Source organism: Candidatus Eisenbacteria bacterium (assembly GCA_016867715.1).
In the GTDB taxonomy this organism is placed as follows: domain Bacteria; phylum Orphanbacterota; class Orphanbacteria; order Orphanbacterales; family Orphanbacteraceae; genus VGIW01.
Window position 1 is genome coordinate 1 of the sequence record VGIW01000068.1, and the last position, 17,649, is coordinate 17,649.

The 17,649-nt window shown below is 64.7% G+C and carries 12 protein-coding genes; 3 read left to right on the top strand and 9 right to left on the bottom strand.

All coding sequences use genetic code 11. The annotated features are described in order from the left end of the window. The 3 genes from FJY73_10680 to FJY73_10690 form a co-directional block, all read right to left on the bottom strand. Positions 1-1,194 (bottom strand): hypothetical protein (locus FJY73_10680; GenBank protein ID MBM3321129.1); only part of this gene is annotated, 1,194 nt, incomplete at its 3' end. Further along, on the bottom strand, positions 1,191-2,081 hold the full coding sequence (locus tag FJY73_10685; GenBank protein ID MBM3321130.1) for a hypothetical protein: 891 nt from the start codon (positions 2,079-2,081) through the stop codon (positions 1,191-1,193). The genes FJY73_10680 and FJY73_10685, both read right to left, overlap by 4 nt. After that, a complete protein-coding gene (locus FJY73_10690; GenBank protein ID MBM3321131.1) occupies positions 2,078-3,376 on the bottom strand; it encodes a hypothetical protein in 1,299 nt (432 codons plus the stop codon). The genes FJY73_10685 and FJY73_10690 overlap by 4 nt, the downstream gene beginning before the upstream one ends. A 154-nt stretch (positions 3,377-3,530) precedes the next feature. Between FJY73_10690 and FJY73_10695 the strand changes: the two genes are divergently transcribed. Both FJY73_10695 and FJY73_10700 read left to right on the top strand, forming a co-directional pair. Then, on the top strand, positions 3,531-6,200 hold the full coding sequence (locus FJY73_10695; protein MBM3321132.1) for a DUF3459 domain-containing protein: 2,670 nt from the start codon (positions 3,531-3,533) through the stop codon (positions 6,198-6,200). Positions 6,201-6,313: 113 nt separating this feature from the next. Continuing rightward, the gene (locus FJY73_10700; GenBank protein ID MBM3321133.1) at positions 6,314-10,321 is read left to right on the top strand and encodes a T9SS type A sorting domain-containing protein; all 4,008 of its coding nucleotides are present in this window, start codon (positions 6,314-6,316) and stop codon (positions 10,319-10,321) included. A gap of 291 nt (positions 10,322-10,612) precedes the next feature. On the opposite strand, the gene FJY73_10705 is transcribed toward FJY73_10700, so the two are convergent. The 4 genes from FJY73_10705 to FJY73_10720 all read right to left on the bottom strand — a co-directional run bounded on the left by FJY73_10705 (position 10,613) and on the right by FJY73_10720 (position 14,859). Then, positions 10,613-12,550 (bottom strand): hypothetical protein, encoded by a 1,938-nt coding sequence (locus FJY73_10705; protein ID MBM3321134.1) that lies wholly within the window; start codon positions 12,548-12,550, stop codon positions 10,613-10,615. A gap of 232 nt (positions 12,551-12,782) precedes the next feature. Further along, the gene (locus FJY73_10710) at positions 12,783-13,526 is read right to left on the bottom strand and encodes a hypothetical protein (GenBank protein MBM3321135.1); all 744 of its coding nucleotides are present in this window, start codon (positions 13,524-13,526) and stop codon (positions 12,783-12,785) included. 112 nt (positions 13,527-13,638) lie between these two features. Continuing rightward, complete coding sequence (locus tag FJY73_10715) at positions 13,639-14,310, bottom strand: YceH family protein (GenBank protein MBM3321136.1); 672 nt, start codon at positions 14,308-14,310, stop codon at positions 13,639-13,641. A 45-nt stretch (positions 14,311-14,355) separates the two neighbouring features. Continuing rightward, the gene (locus FJY73_10720) at positions 14,356-14,859 is read right to left on the bottom strand and encodes a DinB family protein (GenBank protein MBM3321137.1); all 504 of its coding nucleotides are present in this window, start codon (positions 14,857-14,859) and stop codon (positions 14,356-14,358) included. A 301-nt stretch (positions 14,860-15,160) separates the two neighbouring features. On the opposite strand from FJY73_10720, the gene msrB reads away from it, so the two are divergent. Then, on the top strand, positions 15,161-15,586 hold the full coding sequence (gene msrB / locus FJY73_10725; GenBank protein MBM3321138.1) for a peptide-methionine (R)-S-oxide reductase MsrB: 426 nt from the start codon (positions 15,161-15,163) through the stop codon (positions 15,584-15,586). Positions 15,587-16,129: 543 nt separating this feature from the next. Here the strand turns inward: msrB and FJY73_10730 are convergent. Continuing rightward, complete coding sequence (locus FJY73_10730; protein MBM3321139.1) at positions 16,130-16,960, bottom strand: sugar ABC transporter permease; 831 nt, start codon at positions 16,958-16,960, stop codon at positions 16,130-16,132. Further along, a partial coding sequence (locus tag FJY73_10735; protein MBM3321140.1) for a sugar ABC transporter permease occupies positions 16,957-17,649 on the bottom strand: 693 nt, incomplete at its 5' end. The genes FJY73_10730 and FJY73_10735, both read right to left, overlap by 4 nt.

Sequence of the window (17,649 nt, forward strand, 5' to 3'; positions counted from 1 at the left end):
GAAGAGGGGATTGCTCGTGTCGACCGTTCGTCTCCGGTCGTACCACAGCTTGCTCGTGAACCCGTTGACGTACTCCGTGTAGATCTCGGTGCGCCAGCGTTTCACATCCTTCTTCTCATAAACAAAGCGGCCTGACTCCCGATAGTCCACGGTGATCGTGATTGCACGTTTCGGCAAGAGATACCATGTGTTGACGCCAAACCCGACGAGATCTTGAGTGATATGGGCTCTGTAGTCGTCATTCCACTCACGACCCAACGCGAGTACGTGATCAGGACCGTAATAGTAGTAGGACGGGGCAACATTGTAGTAGCCCAGCGATGGAGTTCCAATGGTCAGCGCTCTGATTTCCGCCTTGAGAGCCGAGTTCCGTGGAAGAACCGCCGAAAACCGGTCGATCTTCCACTCCCCGAAGTGAAACCCGTCCTCATCGTACTGATCCGTCCCTACCTGCTTGGTGCTCGAGTACTCGAGGTATAGATCGGCGTTGCCGAGTGCATAGCGACCGTCGAAGGCCCATACTTCCGAGTAGTCAACATCGGTGGCTGGATCGCTAGTCCTTCTCGCATACGTCCCTCCGAAACGAACTCGATTGGTGAGCACAGGTCGCCACCGGACAATATGTGCATCGTCCGAGGAAGAAGGTGTGACGCCCCCCCCGACCCGGGACCGGCTGGAGAAGTCGCTCATGATGTAGGTGAAGACGTCCGCCCAATTCTCCGTCTTGAGGTTGAGGCGGAACCCCTGGGCGTTGTCAGAGTCCTTCACGATCTCAGGATCGACTACACGAATGAGATGGTTCTCCACCCAATACCGATTTTGCCGCGAGAAGAGATAGACCTCTGCGATCGATTTCTTGCCGCGGGGGAAAGTAACCGGCGTGTGGAAGCGCGCGTGGCTCTCCCGATACTGGAAGAGGGGCCTATCGTTCTCGTTCCCACCCGTGTACCAATCCGCTTCGAACTTCACGAAGGTCTCGACGCCTGTACGGGGCTGAGAGAAGATCCGGAACTGGCTCGCGGCGTACGTGTCGTTGTTGTTCGACTCGAAATCCCACGGGAAGAAGCGGTCCTGCTTTCGGATGTCGAGCTGGAGCTGGTACTCTCCCTCGATCACCGTCCCCGCGTCGGCCGAAAAGGACGCCGCTCCGAGAAGGAGCGCGAGCAAGAACGAGAGCGCGCCGGTACTCCTCATCGCTCTCTCCCGATCGGGACGGTGATCGACGCCGTGTACGAGACGCCGAGCGTCTTGTGCGTCGCGAACCCCGCGTCGAAGAACCAGGTCCCCGTGAGGACGCCGAACCCGCCCCAATACTCGTGATCGAAGAGCCCGCTCCGGAGGGCGAAGACATCGAAGAAAAGGACCTCGCCGCCGACCGCGGGGGAAAGATCCCCCCTTCGGTTCGTCGCGAAGCCCGCGGAGACGAGGGAGGCTTCGTTCCATAGATAAGTGATCGAACCCTCAACCTCCGCACTCATCCGCGTCCCTCCCCCTCCATCGACGAAGTCGAACCGCGGCTCCCCCACGTTCCGGACAATCGCGCCGATCCGAAGGTCGCCGTGCGGCCGCACGATCGCCCCGAGGTCCGCGGCGAGCTTCGTCTGCGAGCCGTAGTCGACTCTCTCCGAAGTCTCGAAGTCGCGAAAATCGGAGTACCCGACGCGAAAGATCTTCCCCGTGATCCCGATTCCGAGATCGCCGAGCACCGGAATCGAGGCCCGCCGGCCGGCGGAGAGGAAGAAGAGATCCTCGGAGACCACGTTTGCGAGCGATGTCCGGTGCCAGCCGACGCCCGCGGTCCCGACCGCGGGGGGAAGAGGAAGCGCGAAGGCGGCGAAGTTGGTCGAGAGATCCTCGACGACGTAGGGCCGGTTGTGCGCGAGAAGCACGGCCGCGCGCCTCTGCCAGGCGAGACCGGCCGGGTTCCAGTAGACCGCGGCCGGATCGTCCGCGAGCGCATGGAACGTCTTCGCCATCGCAACCGCCCGCGCGCCCGTCTCCAGCCGATCGAAGTACGCGTCTCCGTTCGAGGGAGCGAGGGACGCGAGAAGGAGCAGAGAGAGAGCGGCCTTCTTCATCATCGGACCACCGAGAACGCCTTCGTCGTCCGGAACACGCCCGGCTCCACGACGAAGCGGAGAAGATAGATGCCGCCGGGAACGACGCGCCCGCTCTCGTCGCGCCCGTCCCAATAATCCCGTTCCGGATCACCCGGCCACACCACCGATCGGAGATCGTACTCGTAGAGGAGCCGGACCCTTTGGCCGCGCATGTCGTAGATCTCGGCGGTCACATAGATGCCCCGGATGCGATCGAAGACGTCGGTCGAGTCCGGCTCTGGAGCGAGTGTGTATCGGAACCGCAAGAAGTCACCCGTTTCGGGCGAAACGACCGGGCGGAGCAGAGTCAGGGAGCTGAACGTGAAGTTCTTCTGCGGAAATGGGGGCGTGAAGGCGAACGTGCGACGGCCCGTGATGCCGGCGCCGATATCGGCCAGGCTGTCGGGAGGCAGCGTATCGACCACGCTCTCTTCCCAGACGAACACCTTCCGTCCATCGCCCGTGACGTAGGAAGTATCGTCGAGCGGAAGGATCGCGAAGTTGTCGATGGTCACTTGGTTCGAGGACTCGATCGTGTGTCCGCCGAGATTGTCGGGCGCCGAGTCGGGACCGCCCGTGCCGTCCGGCCCGGCCGTGAGAATCGCCACGACCCGAATCGACCGGACCTCGTCGAGCCCGCCCGGAAGAACGTAAACCGAATCGCGTTGGATCGGATCCCAGCGGCGCTCGAGCGTCTCCCCGTAGAAGACCGGCCAGGGGATCCGCACCTCCATCGATCGCCCCGTGTTCCCCTGGGCGAAGGTCGCAACCGTCTCGAGGAGGGAGATGTCGACCTGCGTCACCTGGTTTTCGCGCGCGAAGCGCCAGAGCTGCGGGGTCGGGTTTCCGTCCCACGTGGCCAGGAAGAGATCGGGATACAGGTTTCCCGCGAACACGAAGTTCCGGCGCCACGAGTTCAGCTCCGTCATCTTGTCGAGACCGCCGGGGCGGTAGTCGAAAAGGAGAATGATGTTGTTGTCCCAAGAGATCCCGTCGACCGCGACGTATAAATTGTCGTTGTCCCAAGTGATCTTGATCTGGTTGATGTCGTTATTGAAGCCCCATTTCGAGTCGTTGTCTCTCTCCTGGGCGACGACCTCGAGAATCCCGTCACCGTTCACATCGATGAGGGTGTCGACGAAGACGAATTCGTCCGCCTCGAAGTCGTTCGAGTAGCCGTCGATGGCGATGCGGTTCGAGAGATCCGCGCCCGTCGTCGCGAGGGCCGGAAGCACGAGCAGCGAGGAAAGGAAGAGCGTTGCGATGACTCTCCGCATGGGAACCAGAGGCCGCTCGGAAAGCGGCCGGTCCTTTCGGCAGGGAGGTTAGCAGCCGCCCGGATCGAGAGTCAAGGAACATCGCGGAGCTTGAGATACGGGACGGCGGACTCTATGATCGAGAAGGGCCTGTGCCCGAAACAAGGAGCGAACAATGCGACACCGATCCTTCTCACGGTACTTACCGTACTTCCTCGTTCTCCTCACAGGAGCCCTCGAGGCCCGCGCGGAGACCGCCGTTCTCTTCCGCTGCGACGCCGGCGGGCCCGAGCGGCGGGTCTTCGTCGCGGGCGAATGGAATCGGTGGGACCCTTCCGCCGACCCGATGCTCGACCCGGACGGAGACGGGATCTACGAGAAGACGATCGCGCTCCCGCCGGGTCGGTACGAATACAAGTTCATCGTGGACGGCGTATGGATCGAGGACCCGAACGCGAGCGAATCGGTTCCGAACCCGTACGGCTCGTCGAACTCGGTCGTGTACGCCGGGGCCGCTCCGGAGCCCGGCGTGGTTCGGATCGCCGCCCGCGGCGCGGAGACGCCGGCCGCGAAGATCCGCGATGTGCTCTTCTCGTTCCGGCTCGACCGAACCCCCCGGGCCGTCTTCCTCGCCGGAACCTTCAACGATTGGAAACCAGACGCCCAAGCGATGGACGGACCGGACGCCGAAGGGCGCTTCCGCGTCCGCCTCGCGCTCCCTCCCGGCGAGTATCAGTACAAGTTCGTCGCCGACGGCTCTTGGTATCACGACCCGGCGAACGAGAAGACGACTGACGACGGCTTCGGCGGCTTCAACTCGATCCTCGTCGTCGACGACCGCTTCCCTGCGATCCCGCTCCGCGCGGGGGACGGGAGCATCTGGGAAGGGACGCTCTCCCTCGCGCCGGAGCACGTGAGCGCGGTGCGCACGGAGGCGGAGCGCGTCGTCGTGACCGCGCGCGCCCATCAGGGGGACGTCACCGGAGCGGAGATCCTCTTCCGGCGGGGAGGCTCCGAGAGCCGGATCCCGATGCGCACGCTCGGAGGGGACGGCCGCTATGTCTACTTTCGCGGCGAGCTGGACGCGGGTCCCGGCATAGAGGGACGTCTCGGCATCGTTCTCGCCGACGGGGATTCCTCGCGCGTCGTGACGCGCTCCGGGCTCGCCCGGGAAGCGAGCGACGCGCAGCTTCTCGAGATCAACGCGATCGGAACCCCCCTCTTCTCCGTCCCCGACTGGGTGGTCGACGGCGTCTTCTATCAGATCTTTCCGGAGCGTTTCCACAACGGGAACAAGAAGAACGACCCCGATTTCCGCGAGCCGTACTACGCGGGGAAGACGACCCTCCCCGAAGGGGGGAAGACGAACGGCGAGCACTATCACCTCGTGAAGGATTGGTACGACATCTCCGGACTGTCCAAGAGCCCCTACCGGACCGACGGCCGCCCCGACTACTTCTCGTTCTACGGGGGAGACCTCGAGGGGGTGCTCGACAAACTCCCTTACTTGAAAGATCTGGGTGTCACCATTCTTTACTTCAACCCTCTCCACACGGGGAAATCGAACCACAAGTACGACGCGTGCCACTACCGCGAGGTGGATCCCCGTTTCGGAGGGAACAAGGCGTTCCGGAAGCTCGCCGACGCCGCTCACGAGGCGGGGATGCGGATCGTCGTCGACGGCGTCTTCAACCACACGGGGAACTGCCACTACGCGTTCGTCGACTGCGTGGAGAAGGGGAAGGATTCGCCCTATTGGTTCTGGTACGAGTGGAGGAAGTGGCCGCTCCCCGAGACCTTCGCGGAAGGAGAGAAGGCGAGCGACTACTACGACTGCTGGTGGGGACACGGCGATCTTCCCAACCTGAACCTCGATCTCTCGCGGCCGAACGCCACCGAACAGGCGGCGACGCGGATCTCCGAGGCGATGCCGAACGAGCCTGTTCTCGAGGAGATTCGCGCGGCGGTCCGCTTCTGGCTGGAGGAGATGAACGCCGACGGTTTCCGGCTCGACGTCGCGAATGAAGTGCCGGCTTGGGTCTGGAGGATCTTCCGCGAGGAAGTCCGGCGAGTGAAGCCGGACGGCTACGTGATCGCCGAGCTCTGGGGGAACGCTGCGGCCGATCTCTCGCCGCTCCGTTTCGACGCCACGATGAACTACCGCTACTTCCGGGAACCCTGCCTCGCCTTCTTCGCCCGGGGCACCCTCGATGCGTCGGTCTTCGATCGACAACTCGCCGGCGGACGGTTCGGCTATCCGCTCCCCTCCGTTCTCGGCGCGATGAACCTCCTCGGCTCGCACGACACGGAGCGCTTTCTCACGCTCGCCGGAGGCGACACGCGGCGCCTTCTTCTCGCGTCCCTCTTCGCGGCCACCTACGTCGGCGTCCCTCACGTTTACTACGGAGACGAGATCGGTATGGAAGGCGGACACGACCCCGACTGCCGCCGCCCGTTCGAGTGGAAGACGCTCGAGACCCCGCGCGGCGCGGCGATCCGCGAGCGCATGCGCGACTACCTCGCGATCCGGCGGGATCACCCCGCGCTTCGGCGCGGGGAGTTCCGCACGCTTCTCGCCGAGGGGAAGGTCTACGCATACGCGCGGTGGACCGATGAGGAGAGGCTCGCGGTCTTCCTGAACGCGGGCGGCGCGCCCGTGACGGTGATCGTCGAACCCGATGCTCTTCCCTTCGAGGCAGGGGCGGCGTTCGATCTCTTCGCGGGGCGCGAGGCGGCGTTCGAGGAGGGCGTCCTTCGGCTCCCGCTCGAACCGTTCTCCGGAACGATCCTCCGGTTTCCGAAAGCCGAGGGCGAGCCCGCGCCGGTTGATCCGCAGACGCAATAATGTTACAATTCTCGAGAGATTCGGGAGATACGGCCTCTCTTTGCCGCCCGCGGGCGAGGCGCCCGTCTCCCGCTTGCCGCTCCCCGAACGTTCGTCCGACAAGGAGAAAGCTCATGCGTCTCGCGCACGCCGTCGCGTACTGTCTTCTGGCCGTCTCTCTCGCGATCCCCCTTCCTCTTTCAGCAGCCCCTTCCTCCCCCGCTCCCGCGCCGGGGATCGACGCCGCGGGCGATCCGACCGCCTACCGTCCCGAGCACGCGAAGGCGCTCGCGCCCGTTTACGACACGGCCCGACCCGGGGCGCGCGCGGCCGACCTCATGGCCTTCTACTACGACCAGAACGTCGACCGTCTCGCGTTCCGCGTTCAGCTCTTCGACATCGGATCGTCCGACGAAACCGCCAACCACATGAACGATTCGCACACGAAGATTTACATCGCCCTCGACTACATGGACGGAGGGGCGCGCGCGCTTCCCGACGGGATTCGCGGCGAGGCGCCCGTCCTTTGGGACCGCGTGCTTCGCATCGAATACGATGAAGGCGGCGCGCTCCGAGGAACCTTGCTCGACCCCTCGTTCGGCGAGGGAGAAACGGACCGCGTACGGCGCGTTCACGTTTCGCTCCGGCACGACATGGTTGAGGGTTCGATCGATCTTCCCGGCGGTTTCGAGGAGGCGGCGATCCGCGCCGCGGGGAAGATCGGCGCGACATACGAGAAGATCGCGGAGGCGGCCGCCGCGGGCGATCGGACACCGGTTCGCTTCTACGTCTTCACCGCGCAAGGGGACGAGCTTCTCGACGCGATCGAGGCGGACAACGCCTCGCGCCCGGGCGATCGCAACGTCGCCTTCATGGTGCACGGCAATCAGGGACTCACCTGGACATCGGTGTTCTACGGGGAGCGCGCCGAAAACGCGTCCTATCCGGGCGATCCGAACAACCCGGACGACGGATTCGACGAGATCCTCGATTGCCACCGCTACTACAACATCCCGCTGAACATCCACCTTGCCGGACAGCTTCAGACGAGCGCCGAGTGGCACAACCCCGAGTTCAACGACTCGATCGCTTCGGCGGTCGCCCAGGGATGGGGAGACATCATCACATCCGCCTATGCCCAGCACATGATGCCCTTCGTGCACAACAACATGAACGATTGGGCGGTGCACATCGAGAAAGTGATGTCCGACTGGCGCTACGGGGACACGGCGGTCGTCGCGTGGGTCCCCGAGCGCGTGTGGCTTGAGAACCCGGACAACGACGGAAACGGGATCACCGCGAGCGGCGGCGTCGTCGACAATACGCTCCTCGACAACTGGATGAACCACGGCGTGCGCGCGGTGCTCCTCGACGACTACATCCATCTCGACTACTACAACAACTGGGCGAACGACCGCCACGTCTATGTCCATTCCAACGGCCTCAAGTTCATCCCGATGGACGGCGACTTCGTCGGCGCGATGGACAACGACTGGGGAAGCGCGTGGAACATGATCTTGAACCTCTCCCCCGACGAGATCCTCGTCTACGGGAACGACTGGGAGATCCCGGCGGAAGTGAGCCAGGGCGCGTGGAACCAGTACGCGCTGAACAACTGGATCAACGTGATCCGCCAGTGCCGGCTGAACAGCGGGACGGTCGCCGTCTGGAAGCTCTCCGACGTCATCCACCACGGTCCGTTCATCTCCGGAATCTCGAACCCGACGATCCAAAACGGAACCTACGGACTTCTCGGGGGCAAGTGGGGATACGGGGGGGGCAACAACTCGTGGTACATCCACTGGGCGGGATACAACGATCCGGCGCACGTGTGGGATTTCCACACGCCGACTTGGAACTACGGGACCATCTGGAACAACGCGTACAACACGATCATGGCGAGCCCCTCGAACGACCTCTCCGAGACCGCGTGGTACGTGATGATGACCAACCTACACGAGACCGGCTGGCACGACGGAAGCGAGATCAGCGGCTGGATCTACCGCTACTCGAACAAGATCAAGAACGCGAACGTCTATGCCGAGGCGGCGCGCTGGGCGAACGGCGACTATGCGAGCGCGACCGGCGCCTACCTCTCGGACATCGATCAGGACGGACAGATCGAGGGGGTCATCCACAACGACAAGCTCTTCGCGGTGATCGAGCCGATCGGAGGGCGCGTCGTCCATCTCTTCGCCCAGGAGACGAGCGATGAGTACTCGGTCATCGGGAACTGCAACGTGTACTGGACGGATACCGAAGGGGATTACAACGAGGGGAACCACGTCGGCGGTCTCTCGGACGTCAGCGTTGCGGGCCTCGACCGCGAGCACGATCTCTACACGATCTCGGTGGTCTCCGGCTCGGGGAACAAGGTCGCGCTCGACATCGCGCACCCGAACGTGACCAAGCGGCTGAACCTCGAGCTTGGCAAGAAGTACCTCGACGTCGTGTACGACGCCGCGGGGCAAGACGTCTATGTGAAGAGCGGCTTCTCCCCTGATCTCCTCGATCTCATCTGGAACGCGCGTTCCGACCGCGTGTGGTCGGCGTCGCCGGTCTCGGGCGCCTACTTCGGCCAGCGGAACCCGAACTCGGGTGCGACCGCGGCAATCGTCGTCGGCAACGGCGGCGCGCGCCACAACCTGCAGTACAACTCGACGCTCATGGGCGTGGAGGAGCTCTTCGGAAGCGGCCAGTTCGAGATGTACCTCTTCGCGGGCGAAACGGCGGCGCCCGACGGCCAGGGGAACATCGCCGAGCTGCAGACATTGGCGAGCGCGCTCTCCGACACGCTGAAGCCGCGCGCCGTCTCCGCGACCTACTTCCCGACGCCGAACCGCATCTCGATTCTCTTCAACGAGAAGGTGAAGTACGACCAGGTGGTCGTAACCGGCTTCAAGGTGGACGACGACAACGACGGCATCGCGGACGTCACCTTCACCTCCGGTTGCGCGGTCGTCACGACGAGCAACAGCGTACGGATCGACGTCGCCCTCGACGGCGCGACCGCCTCCGCCATCGAGAGCCTGAATCCGAACACGCTCGAGCTCATGATGAACGCGAACACGGTAAGAGATGTCGCCGGGAACGGGAACCGCGCGCTCGACAACACGCACGATGTGGCGATCGAGGTCGCTCCCGCCACGATGATCACGATCGACGGCTACTTCGATCCGAACGAGTGGACGAACGGCATGCGGATCGTGAGCGACTATTGGGACAGCGATTGGACGACGCCGAGCCCGGGCGACACGAACGACATCAACGCCCTCTACATGACTTGGGACAGCACGTATCTCTATCTCGGCATTCTCGGCATCGTGCACAACAACTCGTGGCTCCTCTATCTCGACACCGATCCGGGCGGGCCGAACGGCGAGTCGGATCTCGATTCGATCGACCGCTGGGAGCGGGGCGCGCAGCTTCCGTTCCTTGCCGACTTCCAGTACGGCTGCTATCAGCATCAAGGCGGATACGATTCGGACAGCTTCTGGAAGATCACGAGCAAGACCACCGCACAGGACTTCAGCGGGTCGATCCTCTCCGAATTCGACTCGCAGCACTTCTATCAGACAAACGGCGGAAGCGAGATGGCGATCCCCTGGGACGTGCTCTACGGTCTTGGGGGAGGGAACGTACCCCCTGGCGCGTCGGTCCGCCTCGTCGCGTCGATCTGTTGGGACCCGGAACCGAACGGGGAGCTCGGCGGCGATCAAGCGCCCGACAACATTGCAGCGACGCCGCCTATTCTCGACAATTTCGTCACGGTACGGGTGGACTGCGACGACGACGGAAAGCCGGACGCGAACAACGAACCGGTGGGAGTGGACGGCGCGGACGTGCCGGCGGCGAAGCTCGCGCTTCTCGGGAACGTCCCGAACCCGTTCAACCCGGCGACCGAGATTCGCTTCATCGTTCCGGGCGCCGCGGGGACCTCGGCGCGCGTGCGCCTCGCGATCTTCGATCTCGCGGGGCGCCGCGTCGCCACTCTCGCGGACGGCGCCCTCCCGTCCGGATACCGGACGGCGGCGTGGAACGGGACCGCCGACGATGGGACCGCGGTCTCCTCGGGCATCTACTTCGCGCGGATCGAAGCGAACGGCGAGACCGCGACGAGAAAGGTTCTCTTGATCCGATAAGGGTCTATATCCCAAGAGTCGCTACTAGGTCTGCGATCAGCCCAATGGACGGGCTTGCGGCGAGGCCCCGGCACCCCGCCGGGGCCTTCGTGCACGTAGACTCGTTTCCCCGGTGATCCGGTCCGGCCGCGACGGTGCGCCCCTGCTTCTCTTTTTCCCCTCGCGCTGCTTGCCGTTCCTGCCGGTCTTCGACGCGGATCTCTTCGAGAGAGCCGACAAGACGACGCGTGCGCTTCTCGGGCCGTGACGGAAGAGAAGGGAATCGGGCCAAGGCCTATTCCGATCCTTTTCTCATCGCCTTCGCTTCTTCGACGCGGCCTTCTTCCGATCGCGGCGATCGCGTTTCAGCCACTCGATCGCACCGGGGGTCTGCCGCCATGCGGGGAGCGCGTCGGGCGCGAAGACGATCGCCTCTTCCTCGCTCCCGAACGCATAGGAGTCGGGCTGGAGATCCGGGATCTCCCGCTTCCCCGTGAGAAATCTCGCCATGTGGGGGTTCTCTCTGCAGGCCGCCTCCCGAAGCGCGCGAGCACCCGGGCTGTCCCCCTCCCTGCGGAATGCCGACAGAGCCCGCGCGAAGGCCATCGGCGCCGACTCGTCAGCGGCGTGGTCGGTGAGGAGCTTCTCCGCGTCCGCATCCCTTCGCTGCTCGAGTAGAAGCGGAGCCAGAATCAAGCGGACCCCCTGGTTGTCTCCCGGGTTGAGACGGAGAAGCTCACCGTAGTGTTCGATCGCCTCGTTGAAGCAACCTCCCTCCCTCAAGCACTCGGCGACCCCGAAGCGCGCGCGCATGTAGGGACGGGTTTCGATGATCCCCCAAAAACGGCCCGCGTCTCTCACCATCGCGCGCTTCCCGATCGACCGCTCGCCCGCCTCCATTCCCTTTCGATAGAGATCGAGCTTTCGCTCCCGATCGGGCATCCGCTCCGCCAGGAGCACATAGGCATCCGCGCAGTCCTTGTCGATCGCGAGCGCTTGTCGCGCAAGCTTGATCTGCAAACGACCGTCCGCCTCGAGCGCGCGATAGAAGAGATCCTGGGCTTTCTCCTCTGGCGTGCTCGTTCGGAAGGACGGGGGCTCTCCCCCCGAGAGTTCCTTCCTGAGGATCTCGTTCAGCTCTTCGATCGAAGCGCCCTTCTTTCCTTCCAGGATCCGACCCGCGGCGCGCATCGTCTTTTCCATGAGGCGACGATCGGGGAATCCCCGAACCAAGGAGCGCGCATCCTCCAGGCGAGGATCGAGAAGCCAAGGAAGAGCGAGAGTCACCTCCGCACGGCCGTCAAAGGTCGTCACCTTCTTCCTCCAGCGCCCTCGGTCGAGATCATCCTCGGTCGTCTCGGCGAGCGCCAGGAGCAACCCCTCGAGAAACGCGAGCTGCGAGGAATCGGGTCGCCGGAAGGACATCCACTTCTCGCTGCAGTAGGCGCACGGGTAAGCGTCCGCGGATGCGATCGGCAATCGGTGTTCCTCCCAAAGATCCGCATCGGGGTAGGGGATCGACCAGATCGGGTCGAAATCGATGTGCCAAGAGTCCCGGGCGAGGGCGTACTGTCGCGGATCATCATCCGTCAAGAAAGCCTCGAACTCATCGAGCGAAGGATAGAACCCGAGCCCGCGCGCGATGCCGGCCGCGCCGAGGACCAGGAAGTGAGAGAGCCCCCGCTCGGGACAAGGGGATTCGACTCGGATCACGTCCTGATCCGTAAGATGATTCCAGGGAGCTGCGCGGAAGAACGCGGCCGCCGCCTCGGCGAATGCGCGCATTCGCTCCACCGTGACGCCGCGGGCCGCAAGAGACGTGCATACGCTCAGCGGACCGGACATCCGCACGCTCGCCTGATGAAGAAACTCATCAATCCGGTCGAGACGCTCGAGGATCGAGATTTCCACTCCGAGTCCTGAGAGAGCACCGCGCAGGTAGTCCGCGAGCGCGGGATCCCTCACCTCGAGTCGCCTCGGTCGGTACCCCGCGAGACCGCCTCTCGAAGCGGCCTTTGCGATCAACTCGATTGCGCGGACCGGCTCGATCTCTTCGGGCTTCATGAGCTCGCCGGCGAAGGCGAACCCGGTTTCCGCGCTCACCCATAGCGCCGCCCACGCACGGTAGGGGGACTCGGATTCCTCTGTGATCCATCCGGGTGTGCGAAAGATCCCTCCCTGCCAGACGTCGGTCGGGTGCGCTCTTGCCCTGGCAAGCCGTTCGATGGTGCTGTCGATGATCTTCGCCATTTTGCGCTCCGAGCTCCGGTTCAAGAACGTCCACGGAAGACGACCCGTCAGGACCAAGGAAATCGCATCCTCGGGTCGATCCGAACGCTCTCAGTCAGGATGCGTCCAGAATAGCAGGTCGGACACGAGAAGGGAACGAAATTCACCGATCGGATTCGACCCGCGCCCCCGAGGGGCTCGGCCGCCTATCGGTGTGCGGCGTCTTCCTGACGAGCATCGCCGGCGCGCGCGGTCACGAAACCACGATCGTCCCCGGCAGGATCGTGATCGCGTTCTCCCGCACCTCGATCAAATGAAGCTCCGGCCAGTCGAGAGACCCGGTCCCGTGGAAGCCGAAGAGATCCGACCCCTCGCGGATTCCGTCCGCGTTCGTGTCCTTCCATACGTCCAGGAAGTACTGCCCGGGCGGGATCGGTGTGAGGACGAAGTTGTGCACGCGAGCTCCGCTCTCAGGGATGAGCTCCGCGTACCACGGGTTGTTGTTCCACCATGCGGCTTCGCTCGTGTAGAGGCCGAGACGCGCGCCGGCGAGGTCGAAGGGGCCGGACGGATTGGCCAAGGAGACGGTCCCGCTGATTCCGGTCGGCCGGTCGACGACCACGACGACCACCGGGTGCGAGTCGACGCCCCCCTTCCCGTCGATCACCGAGACGAGGATCGAGTAGTTGCCCGGCGTGTTTGGCGCGACCCAGCGCGCCTCGAAGCCGCCGACGATGAGAATCCCGTGCGCCGCCTGATAGAGGTAGACGAGAGTGTCCCCGTCCGGATCGTGCGCGTAGACCGTGATCCGAAGAGTGTCCCCCTCGAGAATCGAATCGCTCGAGATGGCGACCGAGTCGATGACCGGCGAGCGGTTGTCGCCCGGACCGGCGGGCGGTCCATCGTCCCCGCACCCGGGAAGCCAAGCCGCGAGCGCGGAAAGGAGCACGATCGGAAGCGCCTCGCGGATTCGAACGGTGATCTCTTGCCTGTTCACGGCCGCGCTCCTCCGCCGAAACCGGCGGACCGATTTGAATCGGCCCCGACCCGACCCCTCCGTTCACCCGATCCGACGGATCAATCCGGCGTTCCGTTCACGCCCGCGCCGGCTACGCGCTCGGCTCAGTCGACGGGTTCTCGATCCCGAGCGCGGTCTCGAGCGCGGCGACCCTTTGTCGGAGCGTGGCGACCTCCCCTTCGAGCGCCCGGATGCGGTCTTCGGCCGCGCCGCCCGAGGGAGCCGGCTCGGGTGCTTCCTCGTCCGCTTCCTCGTCGAGCGCCTCCGGGCGTCCGGAAAGAAGATGCATGTACCGTCTTTCCTTGAAGCCTCTTCTCCGGGGAAGGAGCACGACCCACGGCTCTTCCCTCTCGGCGAGACCGCGAAGGATCTCGTGGACCTCGTCGAGACCGCCAAGCGGCGCCATGCGGCTCGCGCGGGTTCGGAGCTCGCCGGCGGTCTGCGCTCCGCGAAGCATGAGCTCCGCGAGGATCGCCGTCTCGGCAGCGGAGAGGCCGGTCTTCTCGGCGAGGGCGTGGCGGTACTTCTCCACGCGGCTCCCCGCTTCGTCCACGACGACCACCCAGCCCTTCCAGCGGAGGCCGTCCGCGACCGCGGCCACATCCGCGTGGAGCCAGGAGACGGCCGGATCCCGGTTCGACTTCTGGTTGCACGCGTTCACGAGGGCGTTCAAGGAAAGCGGATAGTACTCCGGAGTCGTTCGCTCCTTCTCGACGAGGCAACCGAGAACGCGCACTTCTTGAGCATTCAACAATTCACGCATTGTGTCTCTCCGCCGGCGCTTCTTGCTTGTCCGGCGCGGCCTTTCTCAATAGGGCGGCTCCTGCATCCCGTACGCGCCCCACTCCTCCTTCGACGGGCCGAAGAGCCCCGGCACCCTCGCCCCGGCCTGCCGGAGGAGAACCGTCATCTGGCCGCGATGGTGCATCTCATGGCTGAGGAGAGCGGCGAGCGTCTTGCCGCGCGGCCATGTCTCTCCGTACATGTCGTCCGTCTTCTCCAGCGCTCCGTCGCCCCAGCCGCGCGCGAGCGCATCGGCGAGCTCGCGGGAGATCGCACGGTACGCGGAGGCGATCTCCGCCGCCGAGGCGGGGGGAGGAGCGTGCGGGTCGACCGATGAAAGCGGAAGGCCGGTTCTCGCCATCATCTCCGGGACGGTCGTGACGAGATGCCAGGCGATCCGGCCGAGGGTGCGGTGGCCCTCCGCGACCGGTGGTCCCAACGCACGGTCGTCCATCGCGTCCAGGAGTCGCGAGGTGCCTTCGGAGAGGCTCCGGTAGGCATCGAGAAAGTCGTTGATGCGGCGAAACATGTGAACCTCCTTCCCAAGTCGGAAGCCGGGGTTCGGCGCGTCTAGGTTAGGGCATCGGCGCGTGGGGCTCAACCGGTTCCTGCCCGGAGCGGGCATGCCTTGCGAGTGGCGCGACGGACCGATCGATCGTACCTCTTGGGCAGATAGACCGGAACGCGGGAGAGAGACGCGCGTGAACAGGATCGGGCTCGGAGCGTTGCTGGCGGCTCTTGTTCTTGCTCCCCTCTCTTGCCGATCGGGCGGGGGGATGCCGGAGGCGGGCGGCTCCGACAAGGGTGCGGTCCCCACGAAAGGAAGCGCGATGACGGAGAAGAGGAAGGCCGTGAGGAGCGAGGAGGAGTGGCGGGGGATTCTCACCCCCGAGCAGTACCGTGTGCTTCGCGAGAAGGGGACCGAGCGCCCGTTCAGCGGGCGATACTGGGACGCGACCGATCCTGGAACCTACGTGTGCGCGGGTTGCGGCCAGGCTCTCTTTCGGTCCGAAACGAAGTTCGACGCCGGCTGTGGGTGGCCGAGCTTCACCGCGCCCGCCGACCCGGCCGCGATCGATGAAGAAACCGACCGGAGCCACTTCATGGTGCGAACCGAGGTGCTGTGCAGCCGTTGCGGCGGGCATCTCGGGCATGTCTTCGACGACGGTCCCGCGCCGACCGGACTCCGCTACTGCATCAACTCCGCGGCGATCGAGCTCGAGCCGGACGACGCCGAGCCCGACTCGACGGAGTAGTTTCGGCCATCGAATCGTGCGACGCACAGGCCCTGGGCGGGCAGCAGCCAAAAAGGACGCATGGGATCTGGCGAGAACGGAAGAGTCCGGAGCCGAGGGGCGGGGCTCGCTTGCTCAAACATACCGCGCGTGAATTCGGTACCTGAATTCGGTACCTGATACCCCATTCCCTCCGTGACCCGCCGTGGTGGCGTTCTGAATGGCCGGACGGCGGGTCCTGTCGGCGGCTGTCCGCTCGATGCTCGCGAGTCGCCGAGCCTTGGTCGCTGCGCTTCTCGCGGACACCTGCCGCCGCCACCCGCCGTGGTTGCATCGTCGATCTAAAGGACAACCCTGACGGTGCGCGCTCTTGCTCGCTCGACGGGCCGACCTCCCCCTCGGGGCCTGATCGACGAGGCCGGGTACCCGCCCCCTCGACAACGGAGCCGAAGGCTCCCGCCCCTCGGGGGCGGGTGGCCGAGCGATCGGAGCCGAGAACGCGCGCCGCGCGTTCGGAGGCGTCCCCGAGGAGGAGGTCGGCCCGTTGAGCGAGCCTTCTCTCTTCTACCCCTTCACGCCGCCGAGGGTGAGCCCCGAGACGAGATAGCGGTTCAGCGCGAGGAAGAGCGCGAGGACCGGAATGCAGACCAGAAGCGCGCCCGCCGAGTAGTTCGCCCATTCCGTCTGGAAGGTCCCGGCGAGCGACTCGAGGCCGAGCGGAAGCGTATAGAGGCCGAGCGACTGGACGATGACGCGGGCCACCATGAACTCGGACCAGGCCGAGATGAAGCTGAAGAGCGCCGTGATCATCAGCGCGGGCGCCGAAAGCGGGAGCGTCACCCGCCGAAATGCTCCGACGCGGCTCGTCCCGTCCACCATCGCCGCCTCCTCGAGCTCGACCGGAATCGAATCGTAGTACCCCTTCATCGTCCAGACACAGAAGGGGAGCGCCGTCGCCACGTACGCGATCACGAGCCCGGGGAACGTGTCGACGAGCCCGAACCGGCGAAGAAGAACGAATAGCGGCAGGAGGAGCATCGTGGCCGGAAACATCTGCGCCGTGAGAAACGCGAGCATTCCGGCACCGCGCCCGGGAAACCGGAAGCGCGAGAAGGCGTAGCCGGCGGTGGAGGCGAGCGCGACCCCGAGAATCGTCACCGCGATCGACACGAGGATCGAGTTCCGCATCCAAAGGAGAAACGGCTTGTTGAAGAGGATGATCCGGTAGGCCTCCAGCGTCGCTCCCTCGGGGATGATGCTCAGCGACGTCGAGTAGAGGCGGTTCCCTGGTCGGAGAGAGATGCTAAAGACCTGAACGACCGGATAGATTGTGGCGAGCGTGACGAGAACGAGGACGAGATGCAGAACGATCGACCGGAGCCTCCGAACGCTCATGCCCCGGCCTCCTTTCCGCGCGACGCCCGGAGAAACGCGATCACGAACACGAGCAGAATAAAGAAGATCACCAGGGAGAAGGCGGCCGCGTAGCCGTAGCGATAGTAGTGAAACGCGGCCTTGTAGACATAGGTGACGAGAATGTGCGTCTTGTCCGCCGGCTCTCCCTGATTCGTCACGAGCCAGATCACGTTCAGGTTGTTGAAGGTCCAGATGGTGCCGAGAATCGCCGCCGGAACGAGGACCGGCTTGAGCAAGGGAAGCGTGATCTTCCGGAGCCGCGTACCCCACGACGCCCCGTCGATCGCCGCCGCCTCGTAAAGCTCTCTCGGGATCGATTGGAGGCCCCCAAGGGCGATCACCATCATGAACGGAAACCCGAGCCAGACGTTCGCGAGGATCGGCGCCGCGAACGCCCAGTTGGCGTTCGAGAGCCACGGCACCGGCGGCAGGTGAAGCCCGCGGAGCATCAGGTTGATCGCTCCGTACTCGTAGTTGAACATTCCCCGCCACGTGAGCGCGGTGATGTACTGCGGCATCGCCCACGGAAGGATGAGAAGCGCGCGGTAGATCGCGCGCCCGCGGATCTCCTGGTTGAGAAGAAGCGCGAGCCCGACCCCGAAGACGAGATGCGACACGACGTTCACCGTCGTCCAAACGACGGTTTTCAAGAGGACCGAGTAGATCGC

Coding starts and splice junctions, on each gene's coding strand:
- FJY73_10715 (MBM3321136.1), bottom strand. CDS start 14,310: ATGCGTGAATTGTTGAATGCTCAAGAAGTGCGCGTTCTCGGTTGCCTC.
- FJY73_10695 (MBM3321132.1), top strand. CDS start 3,531: ATGCGACACCGATCCTTCTCACGGTACTTACCGTACTTCCTCGTTCTC.
- FJY73_10685 (MBM3321130.1), bottom strand. CDS start 2,081: ATGATGAAGAAGGCCGCTCTCTCTCTGCTCCTTCTCGCGTCCCTCGCT.
- FJY73_10730 (MBM3321139.1), bottom strand. CDS start 16,960: ATGAGCGTTCGGAGGCTCCGGTCGATCGTTCTGCATCTCGTCCTCGTT.
- msrB (MBM3321138.1), top strand. CDS start 15,161: ATGACGGAGAAGAGGAAGGCCGTGAGGAGCGAGGAGGAGTGGCGGGGG.
- FJY73_10690 (MBM3321131.1), bottom strand. CDS start 3,376: ATGCGGAGAGTCATCGCAACGCTCTTCCTTTCCTCGCTGCTCGTGCTT.
- FJY73_10705 (MBM3321134.1), bottom strand. CDS start 12,550: ATGGCGAAGATCATCGACAGCACCATCGAACGGCTTGCCAGGGCAAGA.
- FJY73_10700 (MBM3321133.1), top strand. CDS start 6,314: ATGCGTCTCGCGCACGCCGTCGCGTACTGTCTTCTGGCCGTCTCTCTC.
- FJY73_10720 (MBM3321137.1), bottom strand. CDS start 14,859: ATGTTTCGCCGCATCAACGACTTTCTCGATGCCTACCGGAGCCTCTCC.